The organism is Pseudomonas sp. ITEM 17296 (assembly GCF_028895205.1).
In the GTDB taxonomy this organism is placed as follows: domain Bacteria; phylum Pseudomonadota; class Gammaproteobacteria; order Pseudomonadales; family Pseudomonadaceae; genus Aquipseudomonas; species Aquipseudomonas kermanshahensis.
The window spans coordinates 293,277-315,734 of the sequence record NZ_WJRS01000001.1 but is presented as its reverse complement, the minus strand read 5'-3'; the positions used below and the strand labels follow the sequence as shown (position 1 = coordinate 315,734).

General features: G+C 63.6%; 20 protein-coding genes and 1 riboswitch. Of the genes, 6 read left to right on the top strand and 14 right to left on the bottom strand.

Features of this window, described 5'->3' with window-relative positions:
- Nucleotides 1–129 precede the first annotated feature (129 nt).
- A riboswitch (TPP riboswitch) is annotated at nucleotides 130–236 on the bottom strand.
- Between the two features lie 161 nt (nucleotides 237–397).
- Nucleotides 398–1,834 (top strand): TolC family outer membrane protein, encoded by a 1,437-nt coding sequence (locus GIB19_RS01320; RefSeq protein ID WP_274882988.1) that lies wholly within the window; start codon nucleotides 398–400, stop codon nucleotides 1,832–1,834.
- A gap of 114 nt (nucleotides 1,835–1,948) precedes the next feature.
- Here the strand turns inward: GIB19_RS01320 and waaA are convergent, their stop codons facing one another.
- Together waaA and GIB19_RS01310 are read right to left on the bottom strand one after the other, a co-directional pair.
- Nucleotides 1,949–3,220, bottom strand: a complete 1,272-nt coding sequence (gene waaA, locus GIB19_RS01315) for a lipid IV(A) 3-deoxy-D-manno-octulosonic acid transferase (RefSeq protein ID WP_274882987.1) — start codon at nucleotides 3,218–3,220, stop codon at nucleotides 1,949–1,951.
- An 11-nt stretch (nucleotides 3,221–3,231) separates the two neighbouring features.
- Nucleotides 3,232–4,122 carry a LysR family transcriptional regulator gene (locus tag GIB19_RS01310; RefSeq protein ID WP_085272295.1) on the bottom strand — a complete coding sequence of 297 codons (891 nt, stop codon included), beginning with the start codon at nucleotides 4,120–4,122 and terminating at the stop codon, nucleotides 3,232–3,234.
- An 85-nt stretch (nucleotides 4,123–4,207) separates the two neighbouring features.
- Between GIB19_RS01310 and GIB19_RS01305 the strand changes: the two genes are divergently transcribed.
- From GIB19_RS01305 to GIB19_RS01290, 4 genes are read left to right on the top strand one after another with little or no spacing between them, the layout of a single operon-like run.
- The gene (locus tag GIB19_RS01305) at nucleotides 4,208–4,540 is read left to right on the top strand and encodes a DMT family transporter (protein ID WP_008095055.1); all 333 of its coding nucleotides are present in this window, start codon (nucleotides 4,208–4,210) and stop codon (nucleotides 4,538–4,540) included.
- Between the two features lie 46 nt (nucleotides 4,541–4,586).
- A complete protein-coding gene (locus GIB19_RS01300; protein WP_027592498.1) occupies nucleotides 4,587–5,762 on the top strand; it encodes an NAD(P)/FAD-dependent oxidoreductase in 1,176 nt (391 codons plus the stop codon).
- Nucleotides 5,759–6,571 carry an aldo/keto reductase gene (locus GIB19_RS01295; protein WP_085272294.1) on the top strand — a complete coding sequence of 271 codons (813 nt, stop codon included), beginning with the start codon at nucleotides 5,759–5,761 and terminating at the stop codon, nucleotides 6,569–6,571. The genes GIB19_RS01300 and GIB19_RS01295 overlap by 4 nt, the downstream gene beginning before the upstream one ends.
- A 37-nt stretch (nucleotides 6,572–6,608) precedes the next feature.
- Entirely contained in the window at nucleotides 6,609–7,577 is a 969-nt protein-coding gene (locus GIB19_RS01290) for a hypothetical protein (protein WP_027592496.1), read from the top strand.
- A gap of 107 nt (nucleotides 7,578–7,684) precedes the next feature.
- Here the strand turns inward: GIB19_RS01290 and GIB19_RS01285 are convergent, their stop codons facing one another.
- From GIB19_RS01285 to GIB19_RS01270, 4 genes are all read right to left on the bottom strand, one after another.
- Nucleotides 7,685–7,882, bottom strand: coding sequence for a hypothetical protein (locus GIB19_RS01285; RefSeq protein WP_099430598.1), 198 nt, complete (start codon nucleotides 7,880–7,882; stop codon nucleotides 7,685–7,687).
- The gene (hldE, locus tag GIB19_RS01280) at nucleotides 7,882–9,303 is read right to left on the bottom strand and encodes a bifunctional D-glycero-beta-D-manno-heptose-7-phosphate kinase/D-glycero-beta-D-manno-heptose 1-phosphate adenylyltransferase HldE (protein WP_027592495.1); all 1,422 of its coding nucleotides are present in this window, start codon (nucleotides 9,301–9,303) and stop codon (nucleotides 7,882–7,884) included. Before hldE ends, GIB19_RS01285 begins: the two co-directional genes overlap by 1 nt.
- A 130-nt stretch (nucleotides 9,304–9,433) precedes the next feature.
- Nucleotides 9,434–11,242 (bottom strand): lipid A export permease/ATP-binding protein MsbA, encoded by a 1,809-nt coding sequence (msbA, locus tag GIB19_RS01275; protein ID WP_027592494.1) that lies wholly within the window; start codon nucleotides 11,240–11,242, stop codon nucleotides 9,434–9,436.
- Between the two features lie 15 nt (nucleotides 11,243–11,257).
- Entirely contained in the window at nucleotides 11,258–12,433 is a 1,176-nt protein-coding gene (locus GIB19_RS01270) for an O-antigen ligase family protein (protein ID WP_265969829.1), read from the bottom strand.
- Between the two features lie 100 nt (nucleotides 12,434–12,533).
- Between GIB19_RS01270 and GIB19_RS01265 the strand changes: the two genes are divergently transcribed.
- Nucleotides 12,534–13,139 carry a hypothetical protein gene (locus GIB19_RS01265; protein ID WP_027592492.1) on the top strand — a complete coding sequence of 202 codons (606 nt, stop codon included), beginning with the start codon at nucleotides 12,534–12,536 and terminating at the stop codon, nucleotides 13,137–13,139.
- 3 nt (nucleotides 13,140–13,142) lie between these two features.
- Here the strand turns inward: GIB19_RS01265 and GIB19_RS01260 are convergent, their stop codons facing one another.
- From GIB19_RS01260 to GIB19_RS01225, 8 genes are all read right to left on the bottom strand, one after another.
- A complete protein-coding gene (locus GIB19_RS01260; RefSeq protein WP_265969828.1) occupies nucleotides 13,143–14,234 on the bottom strand; it encodes a glycosyltransferase in 1,092 nt (363 codons plus the stop codon).
- Between the two features lie 45 nt (nucleotides 14,235–14,279).
- Nucleotides 14,280–15,053: a glycosyltransferase family 2 protein gene (locus tag GIB19_RS01255; RefSeq protein WP_027592490.1), complete on the bottom strand. Its 774-nt coding sequence runs from the start codon at nucleotides 15,051–15,053 to the stop codon at nucleotides 14,280–14,282.
- A 64-nt stretch (nucleotides 15,054–15,117) separates the two neighbouring features.
- The gene (locus GIB19_RS01250) at nucleotides 15,118–16,074 is read right to left on the bottom strand and encodes a glycosyltransferase family protein (RefSeq protein ID WP_274882976.1); all 957 of its coding nucleotides are present in this window, start codon (nucleotides 16,072–16,074) and stop codon (nucleotides 15,118–15,120) included.
- A gap of 48 nt (nucleotides 16,075–16,122) precedes the next feature.
- On the bottom strand, nucleotides 16,123–17,526 hold the full coding sequence (locus GIB19_RS01245) for a PIG-L deacetylase family protein (RefSeq protein WP_274883343.1): 1,404 nt from the start codon (nucleotides 17,524–17,526) through the stop codon (nucleotides 16,123–16,125).
- On the bottom strand, nucleotides 17,523–18,419 hold the full coding sequence (locus tag GIB19_RS01240; protein ID WP_027592487.1) for an antimicrobial resistance protein Mig-14: 897 nt from the start codon (nucleotides 18,417–18,419) through the stop codon (nucleotides 17,523–17,525). The genes GIB19_RS01245 and GIB19_RS01240 overlap by 4 nt, the downstream gene beginning before the upstream one ends.
- Nucleotides 18,419–19,549 (bottom strand): glycosyltransferase, encoded by a 1,131-nt coding sequence (locus GIB19_RS01235; protein WP_085272290.1) that lies wholly within the window; start codon nucleotides 19,547–19,549, stop codon nucleotides 18,419–18,421. Before GIB19_RS01235 ends, GIB19_RS01240 begins: the two co-directional genes overlap by 1 nt.
- Entirely contained in the window at nucleotides 19,533–21,290 is a 1,758-nt protein-coding gene (locus GIB19_RS01230; protein WP_027592485.1) for a carbamoyltransferase family protein, read from the bottom strand. Before GIB19_RS01230 ends, GIB19_RS01235 begins: the two co-directional genes overlap by 17 nt.
- A gap of 236 nt (nucleotides 21,291–21,526) precedes the next feature.
- A complete protein-coding gene (locus GIB19_RS01225) occupies nucleotides 21,527–22,363 on the bottom strand; it encodes a 23S rRNA (adenine(2030)-N(6))-methyltransferase RlmJ (protein ID WP_027592484.1) in 837 nt (278 codons plus the stop codon).
- Between the last annotated feature and the right edge of the window lie 95 nt (nucleotides 22,364–22,458).

Genomic DNA, 22,458 nt, shown 5'->3' with positions numbered 1-22,458 from the left:
GGAATGTCGGGGAGAACCTGAAAGACGCGGACGCACCCCTTTACGGGTGTGCAGTGCCGGATACATGGGGGTGCCGTAAGCTGCTTGCAGCTGAGACATTCCCGGACCTGGCACAAGAGGCTCCCCGGGAAGGCGAGCAATCTTGTTCCCTACGCAGGCGCTAACCTGATCAGGTTCAACGGGATCCGCAACTTTGCGATCTCAGCCTTTGCTTCAAGGCACCCCGACAAGAACATGCGCAGTCTAGACTGGAGTGGTCGGCAAAGCCAAGCGGGTAAATACGGGTGATGATGAAAGGCGCACTGGGCGATTGTTGCCGGGGGCGCATGGCACTACACTGGCCCATCGCTCGATACTCAATAGTTCAGTAATTATATTTCGTACAAGGATTGCCTCTATGCTGCGCAAACTCTCACTGGCGATAGCCGTGTCTTGTGCGTCCAACGGAATGGCCTGGGCAGCAGAAATGCCCATGACGGTTAAAACCGACCTGGTCAGCGTCTACCAGGAAGCGGTCGACAACAACGCCGATCTTGCGGCAGCCCGCGCCGATTATGGCGCCCGCCGCGAAGTCGTCCCACAGGCCCGCGCCGGCCTGCTGCCGAACCTGTCGGCCGGTGCCGAGATGATGAACACCCGCACCAAGCTCGACGAGCCGTCCCTCACCGCCAACCGCAGCGGCAACTCCTGGAGCGCCACCCTGGCGCAGCCGGTGTTCCGTGCCGACCGCTGGTTCCAGTTGCAGGCGGCCGAGGCGGTCAACGAACAGGCGGCGCTGGAATTGTCTGCCACTGAGCAGAACCTGATCCTGCAGACCGCGCAAAGCTACTTTGCGGTGCTCCGGGCCCAGGACAACCTGGCCGCGACCAAGGCCGAGGAATCCGCCTTCAAGCGCCAGCTCGATCAGTCCAACGAACGTTTCGACGTAGGCCTTTCCGACAAGACCGACGTCTTGCAGTCCCAGGCCAGCTACGACACGGCCCGGGCCAACCGGATCATCGCCGAACGCCAGGTGCAGGATGCCTTCGAGGCGCTGGTGACGTTGACCAACCGCGAGTACTCGTCGATCCAGGGTGTGGTCCACACCTTGCCGATCCAGGTGCCTACGCCCAATGACGCCAAGTCCTGGGTAGAAACCGCCGCCCGCCAGAACCTCAACCTGCTGGCGACCAACTACGCCGTCGATGCCGCCGAAGAAACCCTGCGCCAGCGCAAGGCCGGCCATGCCCCAACCGTGGATGCGGTCGCCAAATACCAGAAAGGCGATAACGACAGCTTGGGCTTCACCAACTCGCCCGCGCAGCCAAACGTGCGTTATGGCAGCGATGTGGAACAGACCAGTATCGGTCTGCAACTGAACATCCCGATCTACAGTGGCGGCCTGACCAGCTCGCAAGTGCGCGAGGCCTACCAGCGCCTGAGCCAGAGCGAGCAACAGCGCGAAAGCCTGCGCCGCCAGGTGGTGGAAAACACCCGCAACCTGCACCGCGCGGTGAACACCGATGTGGAACAGGTGCAGGCACGCAAACAGTCGATCATTTCCAACCAGAGCGCGCTCGAAGCCACCGAAATCGGCTACCAGGTCGGTACCCGCAACATCGTCGACGTGCTCGACGCCCAGCGCCAGCTGTACACCTCGGTGCGTGATTACAACAACAGCCGCTATGACTACATTCTCGACAACCTGAGCCTGAAGCAGGCGGCGGGAACCTTGAGCCCGCAAGACCTGCAAGACCTGGGGCGCTACCTGAAGCCGGACTACAACCCGGACAAGGACTTCCTGCCACCGGACCTGGCGGCGGCGGCAGCGAAGAACTTCGAGCGCAGGCCCTGAGATAGATGTCGCGCCATTCGCGGGTAAACCCGCTCCCACAGGTTTCGTGCAGCTCGCAAGGAAAGCACCAACCCTGTGGGAGCGGGTTTACCCGCGAAAAAGCAATCGCCTATCTCAGCGGATAATCGCAGCAAGACCATCCAGCAACCGCTGCAAGGCGCCCTGGTTTGCCCGCATCACCGCCCTGCCCGCCTCGCCCATGCGCTGGCGATCCTGCGGCAACTCGATCAACCGCCGCACCGCCTCGGCCAGCCCGTCGGCATCTTCAATCTGCTGCAACGCCCCAGCGTCCTTCAGCATCGCGCTGATCTCCAGGAAGTTGAACACATGCGGCCCCATGATCACCGGCAAAGCCAGTGCTGCGGGCTCGAGCGGGTTGTGGCCGCCAGTGGCGACCAGGCTGCCGCCGACGAAGGCGATGTCGGCCAGGGCGTAGAGGAACAGCAACTCGCCCATGGTATCGCCAAGCAGCACGCGGGCCTGGTCATCGACCGGGGTGCCGGCAGAGCGGCGCACGGTGGTGAACTGTTCGCTGCACAGGGCATGCACTGCATCGAACCGCTCGGGGTGGCGTGGTACCAGGATCAGCAGCGCATCGCCGTGCACCTGCAGCAGCTTCTGATGTGCCTGCAGGATCAGCGCGTCTTCACCTTCATGGGTGCTGGCGGCAATCCATACCGGGCGCAGGCTGGCGCCCCATTGCTCGCGCAGCGCCTTGGCGCGCGGCAGCAACTGGTCATCGACCTTCAGGTCGAACTTGATCGAACCGGTCACCTGCACGCATTCAGGGCGCGCGCCCAGGTCGCGAAAGCGCTGCGCTTCGGTTTCGGTCTGTACCGCGATCAGGTTCATCTCGGCGAGCATCGGCCGGGTCAACTTGGCAAAACGCCCATAACCACGGGCCGAGCGCTCGGACAACCGCGCATTGGCCAGCGCCACCGGGATGCCACGCTTGGCACACTGGTGAATGTGGTTAGGCCACAGTTCGGTTTCCATGATGATGCCCAGCTTCGGCTGCACATGGTCGAGAAAACGCCCAGCCGCCCACGGCAGGTCGTAGGGCAGGTAGCAATGCTGCACGCGCGGTTCATCGGCGAACATCGCACGAATGCGCTCCGACCCGGTCGGGGTCATGCAGGTAAGCGTGATCGGCAGGCCTGGGTAGGCCTTCAGCAGCGCCCGCACCATGGGCGCGGCGGCAATGCTTTCGCCCACCGACACCGCATGCACCCAGATGCCGCCCTGGCGCATGGGCGGCAGGCCGAAGGCAAAGCGCTCGCCGATGCGCTGGCCGTAGGCCGGTGCCTTGCGCGCCCGCAGGAACAGGCGCAGCGCAACCAGTGGCAGGCCCAGGTGAAACAGCAAGGTATAAAGAGTTCTGTTCATGGCGGCGAAGTTTACCCGATCGCGCGCAGGTGCACCGCAAAGCGCTCGGCCAGCCATTGCGCGGCAGGCCCCAATGGCTCGTCACGGCGCCAAGCCAGTTCTACGACCAGTGCCGGTGGCCGCCACTCGCTGGCGAGCTCGACCATGTGCGCCTGGTAAGTGGGGTACTGCACCACGTGCCGGGGCAACCACGCCCAGCCCAGGCCACGCATCAGCAGCTCGGCCATGGCGTAGAAGCTGTCGGCACGCCAGATCTGCGGGCTGATCGCCTCGCCGCCGGGGTAGCCACTCTGTTGCGGGGTGATCAATAGCTGGCGATGGCGCGCCAACTGCTGGCGGTTGACCTTGGCCTGCTGCGCCAGTGGATGGCCGACCGCGCACACCGTGACCATTTCCACACTGCCCAAGGCACGACGCTCCAGCGATGCCGGCATGCTTTCGTGATGAAAGAACAGGCCAAGGTCAGCACGCCGCTCCACCAGCTTGCGCGCCACATCGCCCTGGGCGCCGCTGGCCAGTTGCACTTCCAGGTACGGGTAGCGGCTGGCCAGTTCATCGAGGCTGTCGATCACCGGTTGATAGGGCATGGCCTCGTCCTGGGCGACACGCAGCAGGGCTTCCTGCCCACGCATCAGGGCCAGGGCACGGCCGTCGAGGCGCTCGCATTGGCGCAGCAGCTCGCGGGCGTCCTCCAACAGCGCGGTACCGTTTTCGGTCAACTTAGGCTGGCGGCCGCTGCTGCGGTCGAACAGGGTCACGCCCAGGTCGGCTTCAAGCATGGCGATTGCAGTGCTGATTGCCGACTGCGCCTTGCGCTGCTCACGGGCAACGGCGGAGAACGAGCGCAGCTCGACGACGCGGACGAAGGTGCGCAGTTGGTCGAGGTTCCAGTGTTCCGCCATCAACCTATCTCCCATGGTGATAGGTAATGACTTTACCGCATCCAGGCGGCGTCTAGAATGCCCGACTAGTCACCGGAGAATTGCCATGAACGCCTACACCTACCTCGCTATTGCCATCTGCGCCGAAGTCATCGCCACTGCCTCCATGAAAGCAGTGAAGGGCCTGAGCACGCCGTTGCCATTGCTGTTGATGGTGGTCGGTTATGGCATTGCCTTCTGGATGCTGACCCTGGTGGTGCGCAGCATTCCGGTGGGTATCGCTTATGCCATCTGGTCGGGGCTGGGGATTGTGCTGATCAGCGTGGCAGCGCTGGTGATCTACGGGCAGAAGCTGGATGTGCCCGCAATGCTGGGCATGGCGATGATCGTTGGCGGGGTGGTTGTGATTCAGCTGTTTTCGAAAACTGCCGGGCATTGATGCGGGCTGTATACTTGCCAGCTGTCCCAGTCTTCGAGGTACCGCCATGCCAACCGCCATTTCCACTGACGTGCTGATCGTCGGCGCCGGGGTCGCAGGCCTCTGGCTCAATGCCCGGTTGCGCCGCCAGGGCTATTCGACCGTGCTGGTGGAACGCGCCAGCCTGGGTGGCGAGCAGACCATCAAGTCCCAGGGCATCATCCACGGCGGCACCAAGTACGCCCTGCACGGCGCCCTGACCGGCGCCTCGGAAGCGATCGCCGACATGCCGCGACGCTGGCGCGAGGCCTTGGCGGGCGATGGCGAGCTGCCGCTGGGCAAGACGCGCCTGCTGTCCGACGCGCACTACCTCTGGTCCCCCGGCACCCTGGCCGGCAACCTCACCAGCTTCTTTGCCAGCAAGGCCGTGCGCGGCCGCGTCGATCAGGTCAAGGGTGAGCAACTGCCGCCTGCCCTGCAGGACCGTGACTTCAAGGGCAAGGTCTATCGCCTGGCCGAGCTGGTCATCGACGTGCCCAGCCTGCTGGCCAACCTGGCCGAGCTGGCCGGCGACAGCCTGCTCGCCGGCGAACGTATCGAACCCCTGCGTGATGGCGACGAGCTGGTTGGCCTGCGCGTGGACGACCGTGAAATCCGTGCGCAACGTATCGTGCTCAGCGCCGGCGCCGGCACCGAAGACGTGCTGCACGCCTTGGGCCTGAGCCAGCCGGCCATGCAACGTCGCCCGTTGCACATGGTCATGGCCAAGGGGCCGAACCTCAAGCCACTGTATGCACACTGCCTGGGCGGCGGGCCCAAGCCACGGGTCACCATTACCACCCACCCGGCGGCGGATGGCCAGTGGGTCTGGTACCTCGGCGGCGACCTGGCCGAGGCCGATGGCGTAGCGCGTGAGCCTGCCGCGCAGATTGCCGCGGCGCAAAAGGAAATCGGCAACCTGCTGCCGTGGGTCGACCAAAGCCAGATTCGCTGGGCGACATTGCGCGTCGACCGCGCCGAACCGGCACAGTCGGGCCTGGTACGCCCGGACAACGCGTTTATTGCCGACCAGCAACGCCTGCTGGTGGGCTGGCCGACCAAGTTGGCGCTGGCCCCGGACTTCAGCGACCGGGTAATCGCCAAGCTTGAGCGCGATGGCATACGCCCCAGTGCCCAAGCCGATCTCTCTGGCCTGCCACGCCCTGCGCTGGGCGTACCTGCTTGGGAGCAACTGCTGCCATGAGCCTGCCGACCCTGCACGACTTCCATCGCCCCCTGGGCAGCACCGGCCTCACCGTTTCGCCCCTGGGCCTGGGCACGGTCAAGTTGGGCCGCGACCAAGGCGTGAAGTACCCGACCGGTTTCACCATCCCCGGCGATGACGAGGCCCGCATGCTGCTGGCCCAGGCGCGCGAACTGGGGATCAACCTGATCGACACCGCCCCGGCCTATGGCCGCAGCGAAGAGCGCCTTGGCCCGCTGCTGCGCGGCCAGCGTGATGAGTGGGTGATCGTCAGCAAGGTCGGCGAAGAATTCGACAACGGGCTCTCCCACTTCGACTTCAGCGCCGCCCATACCCGCCGCTCGGTCGAACGCAGCCTGCGCCTGCTGGAAACCGACCACATCGAACTGGTGTTGGTGCATTCCGACGGCAATGACTTGGCCATCCTCGAACAGCAAGAGGTCTACCAGACACTGGCCGCCCTCAAGCAGGAAGGCAAGATCCTCGGCTACGGGCTGTCCGGCAAGACCGTCGCTGGCGGCCTCAAAGCCCTGGAACAGGGCGACTGCGCCATGGTCACCTACAACCTGAACGAGCAGGCAGAACGCCCGGTGCTGGACTACGCTGCCGAGCACGGCAAGGCGATTCTGGTTAAAAAAGCCTTGGCCAGCGGGCACATCTGCCTGGCGCCTGGGGTTGACCCGGTGCAGGCCAGTTTCGAGCTGCTGTTCTCCCACCCGGGGGTCAGCAGTGCTATCGTCGGCACCATCAATCCCTTGCACCTGGCCCATAACGTGGCCACCGTGGCCCGAATTCTGGGCCAGCATTGAGCCGCCCTCGCGGGCGTCCGACAGGAGGAGGAACCTCGTGCCGCGTACGCTGATCCGCAAGAACCCGAGCAACTTCAAGACACTGCCGCTGCATGTCGAGGCAACTGCCGAAGGCCTGGTCTACCAGAGCATCGGCATGCCGCTGAACTTCGCCCAGACCCAACAGCGGCGCAGGGCCATCCAATTGCCCGACACTCAGCGTTTCGTGGCCGAGCTGGCCAACCTGGGCGTTTCGGTACGCCTGACCCTGCATTGGCAAAACCGTGATTACTGGGTACTGGTGCGCCAGCGGCGCCAGGACCGTGGCGACGTGGTGCTGAAGCTGATTTCAGGCTACGTCCCCGCTCAAGAGCTCAACTTGCCGCTGCACACCGCCGTCCAGGAAGTGGCCGAGGAGTGTTTGCTGGAAACACCGGAAGGCTGGCTGGGCGGGCGCTTCAACGACACCTGGCTACCGGCGCCCTACGCCGCCGCACTGCACTACCGCGAAGCGCTGCCTTTTGTGCTGACGCCGGAGTCTGGCGCGGCACGGCCGGTGCATTGCGGCAAGCTGATGCTGCTGGAGCGGCCACGGGCCTACGTGCACTTGCCGACCGCCTCGTTGCAGCTGATCTATGACATGCGCCTGCAGGTACCCAAGGACGCCAAAAAGCTCAGCTTGTTCCATGTCGACGAACGCCTGGAAGGTGACCAATTGGTGGCCCGACTGAATCGCAAGCGCCCAGACCTGTACCTGATGCCACTGGAAGAAGGCCGACCGTTGGCCGAGCTCTATACGCTGAAAAAGGACGAGCTGGTGCCGGCGAGCACACGCGGGCTTTACCTGGCAGAGAGCTTTGCCCGGCAAGAAGGCTGGGTGGTCACCGATGAGCGGATTCGCTGGCGGGATTGGGTGAAGCAGCAGGGCTTGGTGGAGGCCAAGCCAGGGCGGGCTTCACACCTGCAGCGGTTTGGCGACAAGGCACGGGCGCTGCTAGCGCGGGCGCGGACGTCGCTGAACAAATAAATTCACGCGCGCGCCCTGTAGGAGCAGCCTTGTGCTGCGAAGAGGCCGGTGAAATCACCCTCAATCTATGGTGCTTTCACCGGCCTCTTCGCAGCACAAGGCTGCTCCTACAATGACCACGCATTGCACAGGTACAACGACCGCGCATTGTGCAGGTACAACAAACGCGCATTGCGCAGGTACAAGGACCGCGCGTTGTACGGGTACAACAAACGCGCAGTGCGCAGGTACAACGACCGCGCGTTGTACGGGTACAACAAACGCGCAGTGCGCAGGTACAACGACCGCGCAGTGCGCAGGCACATCAATGCTTGCGGATCTTCTCGACAATCGCCGTGGTCGAGCTGTTTTCAACCAGCCCGAGCACCTTCACGGTCCCGCCATAGGCCTTGACGATATCGGCGCCGACCACCTGGTCGATACCATAGTCGCCGCCTTTGACCAGCACATCCGGCTTCACCTGGCTCAGCAGGTTTTCCGGCGTACCTTCCGGGAAGCTGATCACCCAATCCACCGCCCCTAGCCCCGCCAGTACCGCCATGCGGCGGTCGACGCTGTTGATCGGGCGGCCTGGGCCTTTAAGGCGGCTGACCGACGCATCGTCGTTGACCGCGACGATCAGCCGATCGCCCTGGGCCCGCGCCTGCTCCAGGTAGGTGACGTGGCCGGCATGCAGAATATCGAAGCAGCCGTTGGTGAAGACGATTTTCTCGTTGTGCGCACGCGCATCATCAATCGCCAGCAGCAGTTGTTCCAGGCCCAGCACACCGCGCTCGGAACCTTCTTCGCGCTGGATCGCCCGGCGCAGCTCAGGCGCGCTGATTGCCGCCGTGCCCAGTTTGCCTACCACGATGCCCGCAGCCAGATTGGCCAAGGCAACCGCGTGTGGCAGTTCTTCACCGGCCGCGATGGCTGCCGCCAGGGTAGAGATCACGGTATCGCCGGCACCGGTCACATCGAACACTTCGCGCGCCCGGGCCGGCAAGTGCAATGCAGGTTGGCCGGTACGCAGCAGGGTCATGCCATGCTCGCCACGGGTGACCAGCAAGGCGCCCAGGTCGAGGTCCAGCAGCAGCTGCAGGCCCTTGGCGACCAGCTCCGCCTCATCGGCGCAACGGCCGACGATGGCTTCGAACTCGCTGAGGTTCGGGGTAATCAGGCTGGCACCGCGGTAGATGGAAAAATCCTTGCCCTTGGGGTCGGCCAACACCGGAATGCCCTTGGCGCGTGCGGCCTGGATCAGGCTCTGGTGGTTTTTCAACGCACCTTTGCCGTAGTCGGACAACACCAGCACCTTGACGCCATCGAGCAGGCTGTCGACCTCCGCGCCCAACGACAGCGGGTCGGTGGCGAACGGTTCTTCGAAGTCGATACGCAGCAGTTGCTGGTGGCGGCTCATGACCCGCAACTTGACGATGGTCGGCTGGTGCGCGATGCGTTGGAACACCGAGCGCACGCCCGCAGCTTGCAGGCTGTTGGCCAGGCTGTCGGCGGCCTCGTCCTGGCCGGTGACACCGATCAGCGACGCCGGTGCGCCCAGGGCGGCGATGTTCAAGGCAACGTTGGCCGCGCCGCCGGGGCGATCCTCGATCTGATCGACCTTGACCACCGGGACTGGCGCTTCAGGCGAGATACGCGAAGTACCGCCATGCCAGTAGCGGTCGAGCATGACATCGCCGACCACCAGTACCGGGGCTTGATCGAAACGCGGCATGGACAACTTCATGGGCAACCCATATGAAAATAATGAACAGGGGCAGGATATTAGCACAGGGTAAGCGACGGCTTTATGGCCAGATCGGGCCCATGAAAATTCCGGTGACAATCGGGGCCGGCGAGGCCCCGATCAACGAGGTTCAGGTGATATCGGCCTTGGCCGGCTCATCCAGGCCCATCGCATGCAGGCGGGCATAATGGCCATTCGCCTGAAGCAACTCGGCATGGGTACCGCGCTCTACTAAGCGGCCCTGGTCCATGACCAGAATCAGGTCGGCCTTCTCGATGGTCGACAGGCGGTGGGCGATGACCAAGGTGGTCCGCCCTTCCATCACGTGATCCAGTGCGGCCTGGATATGCCGCTCGGACTCGGTATCCAGCGCCGAGGTCGCCTCGTCGAGGATCAGCAGTGGCGCGTCCTTGAGCAACGCGCGGGCAATCGCCAGGCGCTGGCGCTGGCCGCCGGACAGCAACACGCCGTTCTCGCCAACCTCGGTATCGAAGCCTTTCGGCAGCTTGTCGACGAACTCCTTGGCATAGGCATCGGCAGCCGCCGCCTCGATGTCCTCGCGCGGTGCACCGGCCAGGTCGCCGTAGGCGATGTTGTTGGCGACCGTGTCATTGAACAAGGTGACGTGCTGGGTGACCTGGGACACATGGCGACGCAAATTGCGCAGGCGATAGTTCTCGATCTCCTCGCCATCGAGCAGAATCTGCCCTTTGTCGTGGTGATAGAAGCGCGGAATCAACGCCGCCAGGGTCGACTTGCCGCTGCCGGAGCGGCCTACCAAGGCAATCATCTGCCCCGGTTCAGCGACAAAGCTGATATCGCTCAGCACCTCACGGTCGGTGCCGGGGTAGGTGAAGCTGAGGTTACGCACTTCCAGACGGCCTTCTACCTGCGCCTTCTCAAGGGTGCCCGTGTCTACCTCGGGCTCTTCGTCGAGCTGTTCGAAGATGCTTTCTGCACCGGCGAGGCCCTTCTGGATGGTCGAGCTGACTTCGGACAGCTGGCGGATCGGTTTCGGCAGCAGGCCAGCCGCGGTGATGTAGGCCACCAGGTCACCGGCGGTCGAGTCACCACGGAGGTACAGCACCAGGAACATCAAGGCCGCCATGGCGGTGTAGATCACCAACTGCAGCATCGGCGTGTACAGCGAGCCGGTCTTGGTCATGCGCAGTTGCTTGTCGGTGTTGCTTTGGCTCGCGCGGCCAAAACGCTGCTGTTCGTAAGCCTCGCCGCCGAAGCTGCGCACCACGCGATAGCCCTGGATGGTCTCGGAGGCGACGTGGGTCACGTCGCCCATGGCCACCTGGATCTTCTTGCTCTGCTTGCGGAATTTCTTGCTGGCAACGCTGACCATCACTGCAATCACCGGCAGGATGGCAACCATCACCAAGGTCAGGTGCCAGTTCATCCACAGCAGGTAGGCGAACAGGAAGACCACCGTCAGGCCTTCGCGGATCACGACCTTGATCGCGTCGGTCGCAGCGCCGGTGACCATGGTCACGTTGAAGGTGATGCGCGAGATCAGGTGCCCCGAGTTGTGGTTGTCGAAATAGCGGTTGGGCAACACCAGCAACTTGTTGAACAACTCCACACGCAGGTCATGCACCAGGCACAGGGAAACCTTGGCCAGGAAGTAGTTGCCCAGAAACGAGCCCAACCCCTGCCAGGCCGCGATCAGGATGATCAGCAGCGGCACCGCCTGCAGCAGCTGCAGGTCGCGCAGGTAAGGCACGGTAGGGAACAACACCGCTTGCGGATTGCTCAGGCCATCGACGAAATACTTGAGGATCCCGGCCAGCATCGGCTGGGTCGAGGCGAAGATCACGAAACCGACGATGCTCAGCAGGAAAATGCCGGCATAGGGTTTCACGTAGCTCAGCAGCCGGAAGTAGATCTTCAGGCTGGAGGTATGCTCCGCGGTTCGCGGTGTTTCGGCCATCATCGAGCTCGCTGTTCAGGTTGAACCGGAAATTTTACCACAGGCGTCATTTTCGGCACGCCCCCAAGGCAACATCATGGCCAGGCCGACCGGCAGCCAGCTGATGAACCACTCTGCACGCGGCGTACCAGTGAGGCTGGCGGCATCGAACTGCATGGCCAGGGTCGAGTAAACCCAGAAGCACAGCAGGATCTTGCCGAACAGCGTGCCGCGTGCCCGGACAATTTCAGCCAGGGTGTACAGCCACACGGCCACCCACAGCAGCATGCCGGGCAGGCCCATTTCCACGGCAACGTGGGTGAACATGTTGTGGGTATGGTCGAAGTGCAGGCCAACGGCGTTCACATCGTACGCCGCGCCCAGCCCCAGCCCAGTCCAAGGGTGGGCGGCGATCATGTTCAGCACCGCATGGAAAATCTCCGGGCGGTACGATGAGCCGCGCTCGGCGATCAGGCTGAACAGGGTGTAGAAGGCCGCAGCGGTGGCGATCATGGCGAGGATGGCGAACAGCCGGCTGTGGCGGTCGCGGAACCACAGCGGCGCCAGCACCACAGTGATGACCAGGGCCAGCACCGCGCCACGGCTCTGACTAAGCACCGCGAAGGCCCCCAGGCAGGCCAGCGCCACCAGCCAGGCCAACTGCAGGCCGCGATGACGCGGCGGTTGGTAAAGCAGCAGCAGCGCGGCAGCGCCAATCACATAAGCGCCCAGGATCGGGTGCGAAATCTCGCCGATCCCCCCCAGCCGTACCGGCAGCGGGTTGCCCTGCACACCATAGAAGTTGATGATCGAGATCAGCGCGGCGAGGCCCAGCAAGCCGCTGCCAAACGCCAACAAGTGGCGAATTCGCCGCTGACCACGCTGCGCCAACAGCGGGAATGCCATCAGAAACACCAGGATATAAATCAGCCGCTTGATTTCGCGCCCGGGTTCCTCTGACGGCGACCAGGCCAAACTGATCCCGCTCCACGCCAGCAACAGCAGCACGCTCGCCCACAACGCCGGCTGGCGCCGGCAAGCCTCAGCCAGCACCTGCCGGGCAGACCACGCCAACAGCAACGTCGGCAACCACAAGAACAGCACCAGCCCTTGCTGGTACAGCTTATTGCTGGGCGCCAGCGCAATCGCCGCCAAGAACCAGACCAGACCCAATCCTAACCAGGCGCGCGCCCAGTTTTTTTCATACAACATCCTTTCCCCCGATGAATCAAAGACACCATCCATGGTGCTACCGCATTATTTTCGGCATTATTGCCGGTCATTTTGCTCGCCAGACGACAAGGCCCTATTCATGCAATGCTCCCGGCTCACCCAGGTCGAATTCGATCAGCTGACACTAGGCGCACAGGTGCTAGAGGCAGACAGCCATGGCGCCAAAGTCTACCTGCTCGAGAATGGTAATTTCCTCAAGGTTTTTCGTCGCAAGCGACTGATTTCATCTGCGCTGCTGCGCCCCTATTCCCAGCGCTTCGTCGACAACGCCGCGCGCCTGGCGCAATTGGGCATTCCTACCCTCGAGGTGATCAGCCAGCACAAGCTTGACCTGCCCGGCAGAACGGCGGTGCTGTACCGCCCGCTGCCTGGGCGTACGCTGCTGCAAATGTCGCGCGACGCTGACTTCAGCTGGGACACTTACCTGCCGCGGTTGATCGAGTTGATCCGCCAACTGCACCGCAGCGGTGTCTACTTCCGCTCGTTGCACCTGGGCAATGTCGTGGTCACCCCCGACCAGCGCCTGGGCTTGATCGACGTGGCCGACATGCGCTTCCTGCGCCCGCCGCTGTCTGCACGCATGATTCGGCGCAACGTGCAGCACATGGTGAACTACATTCAGCGGGAGAACCTGGGTGACCGGTTCCCCCTCGCCGACTTCGAGGCCGCCCTGCTGGCCCGCTGACACTCAACCGCGCAGCAGGCTTTGCGAACCGTTCTGGAAAGCCTGCCAGGCCTGCTCCGGCGCCAATGCCTGGCGTTGCCGGGCAGCCAGCGCCGTGGCGCCGGGCACGCTGCAGCGCTCTATCGCCGCGGCCCAGGCTGATTGGTCAGCAATTGGCAGGTAGCCACCGGTGTCCAGCAACTGCTCACGGAAGACCAACAGGTCGCTGCAGACCACCGGCACATCGGCCATCACCGCCTCTTGCACGACCAACCCCAAGCCTTCTGACCGCGAAGGCACCAGTAGCCAGTCAAACGCGCGGTAGAGCTGCTGTAGGTCTTCACGGTGACCGCACAGGTGCACACGCCCGGCCAGGCCCAACGCGTCGATGCGCGCTTGCAGCACGGCATGCAAGGGGCCTTCACCGATGATTGCGAGTTGCAGATCAGGCTTGTGGATAGCGGCCTTGGCAAACGCCTCGATCAGCATTTCAAAGCCTTTGCTTTCGACCAGCCGCCCCACTGCACCCAACACCTGCCCATTGCCAGGCTGCAACGCCAGCGCTTGCCGGGCCTGCTCGCGGCTCAACAGCGGCTCGACGAACGCCCGTGGGTCCAGCGCCATGCGCAGGGTCTGTACGGGCCTGCCGAGATCACGTTCAAGGGCTTCGGCAAGCGTATGGGAAACCGCCGCAATGCTCAGGCGCTCGGCGGGCAGCGTGCGCAACAAGCGGATGTCGCTTGCCGTCAGCCGTGTCTTGCCATGGAACAGCACCTTGGCGCGTACGTTGGGAATCTGCTGCAACAGCGGCAGCACCAGCCGGGCGACGCCGACACCATCGAGCAGCACGATTTCGGCCTGAGCCTCGGCCAGCGCCTTGCGCAGCCGCATGCGCAGCCACGGGCGCAGCAGGCGCCACAGGTGCCGGCCCTTGAGCGCACGCGGTGGCATGTGCCACTCCCGGGTCGAACCGAGCCCACAGCAAAGCCCGCTGCCTAATAGCAGCCAGTTGCTGATCCTGGCATCGGGGCCCGCATGAGACAGCACCTGTCGATGAACCTTGTGGATGGACATGTACGGCGAACCGCCTGCCCACATCATATTGACGATGTTCATGGGGTTAGCGCCCCTCTCCCGCTCAAGTCAGGTGGGACTGCGACTTCATTGAACAAAAATGGTGATACCCATGCCGATTACGGCACCCGCCACCAGCGTCAATGCCAGCTTTATTCGATCACGTTGACGACGTTTGGCCTTGCGCTCTACTTCTACCGGCAAGGTCACGTGATTACCAAATCCTGTGTGCAATACTGCATCACCCTCCAAGGTGACCGCTGTCAGATTTAACTCTGAATAGCGACGGGAAAGCGCCTTTTCTCCAGCATAGGCGGCAAATGGCGCACAGCGCTGATAATCGCTCAGTCGACGCAGGCCGGGGTTGAGCGAAAACGCTTGCCAGTCGGCCTTCTCGGACAGCAATGGGTAGCACGGCACGCCCGCGATCACCTGGCGATCGCCCAGGTGGATGTAGGGGCTGTGCACGGCCAAGTCGTGGGCATGGCTGCGCAGCCAGACCTGCAGCAGGTTGGGGCTGACCTCCAGGATGGCCCGGGAGTCTTCGACAAAGCCCTGCCGATAGAAATGCCAGTCATCCTCGCAGTGGAAGATGTAGGGCGTCTTGACGTGGCTATAAGCCAGGTCGATCGACGGCAGCTGGCCCAGTTTTGGCCGGTTGACGAACACCGTGCAGTGCGGTTTCCAGTGCTCCGGCACTGCCCCATGCACGGCCTCGTCACCTGAATCTTCGGTGATGAAGACTTCGCGAATGGGCGCGGTGTTGTAGCGATCGAAACTCTCAAGGGTATCTTTGAGCAGATCGAACCGCCCACAACTTGTCACGACCAGCGTGACGTCACTCTCATTTGAAAAGCGCACCGGACTCCCTCCGCATTGCGACAATCGACTTCCAGCGCCCGCTCCGTAGGCACGAAAGCTCTTTTTAAATACCCAGCTTCAGGCGTAGCCGCTGCCAGGCAGACAACGGCGGTTGAGGCCTGAGCGCAGGGCGCATGTGGTCGACGATGCTACGTCCAACTTCACCGAAACTGAAACGGGAAACCGCCAGATGGCGGCCATTTTCTGCAATCCGCTGTGCCAGCGCAGGGTCGGCCCGCAAACGGCCGAGCTTTTCCTGGAGGGTCGGAATGCTGTCGTAGAACACCACGTTGTGCATGTCTTGCAGGCCCAGGGCGCGGTTTTCTTCCGCGCCCTGGTCGAACGCCAGCAACACACAGCCACAGGCCATGGCTTCGAAGTTCTTGATCATGTATTCGCCCATGCCGACGTCGGCACTGACGAAGAAACGAATACGGTTGAGCGTGTTGCAGTAGTCCTCGCCCGACTTGGTACGGGTCACTACCAGGTTCTCGACCCGCCCCAGCTCGTCCAGCAGCGCCTTGCGCCCACTGTAGGCAACGCTGTTGGTGCTGCCCACGAACGCCAGTTCGATGTCGCGCTCACGCCCTTGGTCGGTCAGCAGGTGCTCATCGTAGCCTTTGGGCACGAATACCGCGTCGAAGCCTTCCTGGCGCAGGCGCTCACTGACCATGTAGCCCGAACTGATCACCCGCGCCCACGGCAGCTTGCGGTAATGCGCGCTGAACTTGCCGGTGTACTTGCAGGGGATGTAGTTCTGGTAGGCGTCGTGCTCGAGGATGACCAGGTTAGGCACCGTCTGGATGAACGCCACCTGGCGGATCTCCTGCTTGAAGCGCAGGAAGAACACGATGCGGTCATAACGCTCCACCTGCACTTCACGCTTGAAGTAGCGGCGCAGGTTACGTTGGTCTTCACTGGTCAGCCAGCGCAGGTCACATTCGCAGTTGGCCGCGACGCCATCGTACAGGCGGTCGAGGATCGCCCGCTGTTCCTTCTGCACCAGAAATAAGACTTTCATTGCGTTCCTTGGGCGCTCAGCGCCATCGCGGTCAACCAGGGGGCGCGCCTACAGCTCACGCCGCCAGAACAGTTCATGTCGGCGCACGGCCTTGCGGAAGAATTCGTTCTCGCCATAGGGCGACGGCCGGCGCCCGGCCAGCCAGCGTTGCAACAGGCGGCGCAGGCGGCGCTTGAACGGCGCCGGGGGCTGCAGGTCGTGCATCATGCCCAGGGCCATGGCCTTGTCGTGTTGGGTCGGCAGCCCCAGCACCAGCGCGCACGGTGCCCACGGCTGGTCGGCACTCAGTTGCGGCGGCAAGGCCACACCGTCGCCGCTGTCACCCATTGGCCAGCGGTCGTTGTCATGCAGGTGGTTGGCATAGCACAGCAGCGTTTGCGGCTGCCACTCCTGGCCCTGCAAGGCTTCCAGCACGGCCGCCTGGGCACAGATATGGTCAGGGTGCGGGTCGAGTTGCGGGTGCGGCATGACCAGCACTTCGGGCTTGGCCATGGCCAGCAACGCGCGCAGGTCAGCCAGCAGGTTGTGCCAGGTCGGCGCACCATCACTGTCGGCGGGCAGCGCGAATGGGTTGAACTGGCGGAACGGGCGGATATCGGCCATGTCGGCTTCGCGTGAAGCGGCCGGCACATCCGGCGCGGCCTGCATGGCCGGCAGTTGCAGGCAGAAGTAGCCCAACTGCACACAGCGCGATTCCGGCACGCCCGCCCAGCGCGGCACGGCAATGCTGTCCCAGGCACGCAAACGGCCTTTGAGGCGCGCCGCCTCGGCTTTGCCCAAGCCCATCTGTTGATAGTGCTCGGCTTCGATTTCGCCGGCAGTCAGGGTGACCACCCAGGTTTCGTCGGCTTGGCTGTACAGGCCATAAGCTGCCAGCTCAGCGTCATCGGCATGGGGCGCAATGACCATCACGCGACGGCGCTGCAACTCGACGCTGGGGGTAATCCACAGGCGCGGTTCGCCCTGCAGCCGGCAATGGCGGCCACGCATACGCAGCGTACCGGCCTGGAGCGGCGCGGCCAGGCCGGTCAGGTTGAGGAAGCGAACCCCGTCGACACCGCGCTCGAACGCCTGCCGATCCGTCAGCTCATCCGCCAACAGCTCCACCCGCGGGTCGAGAAACCGCCCCAACCAGGTGCTCTTTACCCGCAGCTCCAGGACCAGGGTTTCGTCGCCTTGCAGCGCTGCGTCGGCCTTCAACAGGCCGTTTTGCAGGCTGGCCGAGGCTGCGCGGGCCTGCTCACCGAAGTTGTAGGCATAGTCCTCGGTGGGCGCGTAGAACAGGTGGTCCGCGAACCAGGCCTCGTGGGCGGCCCACACCAGCGGCAGCAACAACAGCGGCAGCCACCACCAGGTGAATACACCCAGCCCGATCAGCACGAGCAGGCCTGCAAGCAGGCCCAGGCGCTTGTTGCGCCGGTGGCGCTTGAGCAACTGCTGCTTGCGGCTCACGCCTGGAACACCGGCACGGGGTTGCACCAGCGGTCCTTGTACTCGCGGTCGGCGCGACCGAACGAGAACCGCAGGGGTTTGTTACGCGCCCGGGCGTCTTCCCAGGCCGCCTGGGTATTCAGGAAGCTCAGCACGCTACCGGGGCTGAACGCCTTGGTTTCCGGGTCGACACCGCCATTGACGTACTCGACGCTGATCCACTCGGGCGCCTCGACGCGATACACCAACTGAATCGCGATGGGCTTGTCGTCGAGCAACAGCACCGAACCGATCAACAACTCGCGCAAACGCTCGAGCACCTCGTCAATGCGCTCGGCACCGGTGGCCGGGAAGCCCCAGCGACGCTGGAACAGGTCACGGTACATGGCGGCAATCTGGCCGGCGTCAAAGTCACTGATCGGCCGCACCACCCCGCCCGCCTCTTCCAGCAAACGCAACTCGCGGCGCTGGTTGTAGCGAAACTTTTTCGACAGGTCCTCGTGGGCACGGGCCATGGCCAACTGCTCGGTCTGCGCCTTGAGCCCGGTGAAGCGGCCCTGGTTCAGCTCGGACAGGTAACGCGCGGCATGGCGCAGTGGCGCGCCAGCATCGGCGGCGGCCGGCAGGATGATCTCGGCGTTGCCGAGGTCGAACAGGCCTTTCTTGCCCGCACGCTTGAGCACGTCCTTGGACAGCGCCAGGTGGCGCCCCCACGTGGGGATCGCTGCCTTCAGCTCGCCGCCTTGCAGCCAACCCAAGTAGCGCACGGGAATTTGCGCCAGCTCGGCCAACTGCTCGACCACCAGCGGGTGCGTGGCCACGCTGCCGCCAAAACGTGCCCAGGCTTCGGCATACGCGTTGGCGTCGATGACTTGCCAGCCGCGTTCGCGGAAGGCTTGGATATGATTGAGCATCACGCCTGCGCCACCAGGGCACGCACCTGCGGCAACTGCCAGAAGGCCTCGCGCACCGCCGGGTCAGAAAAGCGCTGGTGCAGGCGTTGCAGCATGTGCTCGGCGCACGCTTCGCGCTGCTGCTCATCCAGCGTGGCCATGTGCTTCAGGCCTTGGGCCAGCTGCCCAGCGTCACCGAGCGGGAACAGCACACCCACACCTTCGACCACTTCGCGGGCACCGCCGCAGGCCGTGGCCAGCACCGGTACGCCCGCCACCATGGCTTCAAGCAGGACCATGCCGAACGGCTCGTGGTCCGAACTCAAGGCGAACACATCGAACGCGGTGAAATAACGGCGGGCATCCGGCACCTGGCCGAGGAAGTCCACTTGCGCGGCGATACCCAGCTCGGCAGCCAGCGCCTTGAGCTCGGCTTCCAGGCGGCCTTTGCCCAGTATCGCCAGGCGCGCGCCAGCAGGCAGCCCCGGCAGCGCTTGGGCAAAACCGCGCAACAGCGTGGCCTGGTCCTTGTCCGGGTGCAGGCGGCCGACGTTGCCGACGATCCACGCCTGAGGGTCGAGGCCAAGTGCCTCGCGCGCTGCGTCCCGAGGCACCAATGCTGCCTGCAGGGCCTCGATGTCGATACGGTTGTACAGGGTCTGGATACGTTCAGCCGGCCATGCGGGCAGGCAGCGGCGCATGTCGTCCCGCACCGCATCGGAAACGCCGAGCAGGCTCAGGCGCTTGCTGAACAGGTTGGCAAACAGCCGCCGCCCTTTGCGCTGATAGTCGCCAAAGGCGTGGTGCACACCGATCACCGGCAGACCAGTGCCCAACAAGGCGACATAGATCGGCTTGAACCGGTGGGCGATGCAGAAACTGAAATGGCGCTCAGCCGCAATCCGCCGCAAAGCACGGATGGCGCCAAGCTTCAGCCCACGCACGGCCTTGGAGCTGAACTCCAGGAACAGCACCTCGTCCGACGCGCAGCCGGCCGCGACCTGCGGGTCGGCGGCACCGGTGAGAAACACCGTGGTGACCTGGTAGCCACGCCCTTGAAACAGGCTGGCGTACTGACGGGCACAGTCCAGAAACGGCCCGTCATAGCCATGGCAGAACTGCAGGATGCGCGGCTCAGAGCGGCTGGTCATACGCGGCCGCGCCGTCCTTCACTACCAGGATGTCTTCCATGATCAGGTACTGCAGGTCCGAGCCGAAGAACATGTTCAGGGCATCGGTCGGCGAGCAGATCATCGGTTCACCCCGGCGGTTCAGCGAGGTGTTCAGCGACACGCCGTTGCCGGTCAGGTTTTCCAGCGCCTTCATCATGTCGTAGTAACGCGGGTTGTATTCGCGCTTGAGCACCTGGGCACGCGAAGTGCCGTCCTCGTGGACCACCTCCGGTACGCGGGTTTTCCACTCTTCAGCCACTTCGAAGGTGAAGGTCATGAACGGCGCCGGGTGATCGACCTTGATCATCTGCGGGGCGACGGTGTCGAGCATCGACGGGCAGAAAGGTCTCCAGCGCTCGCGGAACTTGATCTGGTGGTTGATGCGGTCAGCCACGCCTTCTACGCTCGGGCAGCCGATGATCGAACGACCACCCAGGGCGCGCGGGCCGAATTCCATGCGGCCCTGGAACCAGGCCACCGGGTTGCCGTCGACCATGATCTTGGCGATCTGCTCGGGCATGTTGTCGAGCTTGCGCCACTTCGGCTGGTCCGGATGACGGGCACAGGCGGCGATCACGTCCTCGTTGGAGTACGACGGGCCGAGGTAGACGTGTTCCATCTTCTCGACCGGCACGCCGCGGGCATGGGACACATAGGCCGCGGCACCCACCGCAGTACCGGCATCACCGGAAGCAGGCTGAACGAACAGCTCCTTCACATCCGGGCGAGCGATGATCTTCTGGTTGAGCTTGACGTTCAGCGCGCAGCCGCCGGCGAAGGCCAGCTTGCCGGTCTGCTTCAAGGTATCGCCCAGGTAATGGTCGATCATCTGCAGGGCCAGCTTCTCGAACAGCGCCTGCATGCTGGCGGCGTAGTGGATGTACGGCTCGTCGGCGATGTCGCCTTCGCGCTTGGGACCCAGCCACTCGATCAGCTTCGGCGAGAAGTAGAAACCCTTGCCCTTCTCTTTATAGCGGCGCAGGCCGATGACGTTGGCGTATTCGGTGTTGATCACCAGTTCGCCGTTCTCGAAGCTGGCCAGGCGCGAGAAGTCATATTTGCTGGCGTCGCCATACGGCGCCATGCCCATGACCTTGAACTCGCCGTCGAGCATTTCGAAACCAAGGAACTCGGTGATCGCGCCATACAGGCCGCCCAGGGAGTCCGGGTCGAAGAATTCCTTGATCTTGTGGATCTTGCCGTTTTCGCCATAGCCGAAGAAGGTCGTGGCGTACTCGCCCTTACCGTCAATACCCAGGATCGCGGTCTTTTCCTTGAAACCCGAGCAGTGGTAGGCGCTGGAGGCGTGGGCCAGGTGGTGCTCGACCGGTTCGATCTTGACCTTTTTCGGGTCGAAGCCCAGTTGCTCCAGGCACCAGACGATCTTCTTGCGGTAGCGCTTGTAGCGACGGTTGCCCATCAGGATCGCGTCGAGGGCGCGGTCCGGGGCATACCAGTAGCGCTTGGCATAGTGCCAGCGGGCCTTGCCGAACAGGCTGATCGGGGCGAACGGAATGGCTACCACGTCGACGTCGGATGGCTTGATGCCTGCCTGCTCCAGGCAGAACTTCGCCGACTCGTAGGGCATGCGGTTCTTCGCATGCTTGTCACGCACGAAGCGCTCTTCTTCGGCGGCGGCAATCAGCTTGCCGTCAATGTACAGGGCCGCGGAAGGGTCATGGCTAAGGGCGCCGGACAGGCCAAGAATCGTCAATGCCAAGGGATTAGCCTCTTCTTTCGGTAGAGATGCGCCAACGGCCTCGTGGGCGGATGGCGGCTAAAGGGCGAGATTATAACGCAAACGTCACCGACTGCGCGGTAGATGTGGGAGCGGCCTTGCGTCGCGAAAGGGCTGCGCAGCAGCCCCCGATTTCGGCATTTCTACACGATTACCGGGGCCGCTGTGCGGCCCTTTCGCGACACAAGGCCGCTCCCACAGGGCCGCACAGAATCTGCTTATTCGGCGATCAGCCAGTCCATCCGGTAGCTACCCGCCGTCTGCGCCAGCTCTTTGGCGAGCCAGGGCAGCAGTTCCTTCAGCTCTTCCTCCAGCCCCCACGGTGGGTTGGCAATGGCCAGGCCAGAGCCGTTGAGCCCCTGCGGGCTGTCCTGGTGGTGCACATACAACTCCACGCGCAGCAACTTGGGCGCGCCAGTGCTGGTGAGGTCCTGATAGAAGCGGGTCAGCGAGCGCTGGTCCTTGATCGGGTACCAGATGGCCGCGACGGTTTGGCGCATGCGGCCGATCGCCTCTTTCATCGAGGTGGTACAGCGTTTGAGCTCATCGGCCTGCTCGAACGGCGGGTCGATCAGCATGATCGCGCGCTTTTCCTGCACCGGCAGCAGGGCGCGCGGCACATGCCAGCCCTCGCCGAGGTGAACGAAGACGCGTGGGTCTTTCTTCATGTTCTCTTTGAGCAGCGGCCCGTCTTCGGGGTGCTTCTCGTTGAGCAGGGCGCGGTCTTGCTGACGCATCAGGCGGCGGGCCAGCTCTGGCGAACCTGGGTAATAACGCAACTCGCCATCAGCATTGAGACGTTTGATGATGCGCAGGTAATCGCCTGCCATGGCCGGCAGGTCGTCGCGGTTCCACAACCGGGCAACGCCTTCGAGGTATTCACCGGTGCGGGTCGCCTGGTCGCCCTGCAAGTCATACAGGCCAAGGCCTGCGTGGGTATCGATATAGGCGAACGGCTGCTCCTTGCGCGACATCAGGGCGATGAGGCGGGTCAGCACGATGTGCTTGAGGACGTCGGCGTGGTTGCCGGCGTGGAAGGCGTGACGATAGTTCATGGCAACTCCTGCGGGGGTGGCAAGTTTACCTTGCCTTGCAGGCGGAGTCAGGCCTGGCTGTCGATCGGCGGCGCCTGCTTCGCGGGCGCCGCCTG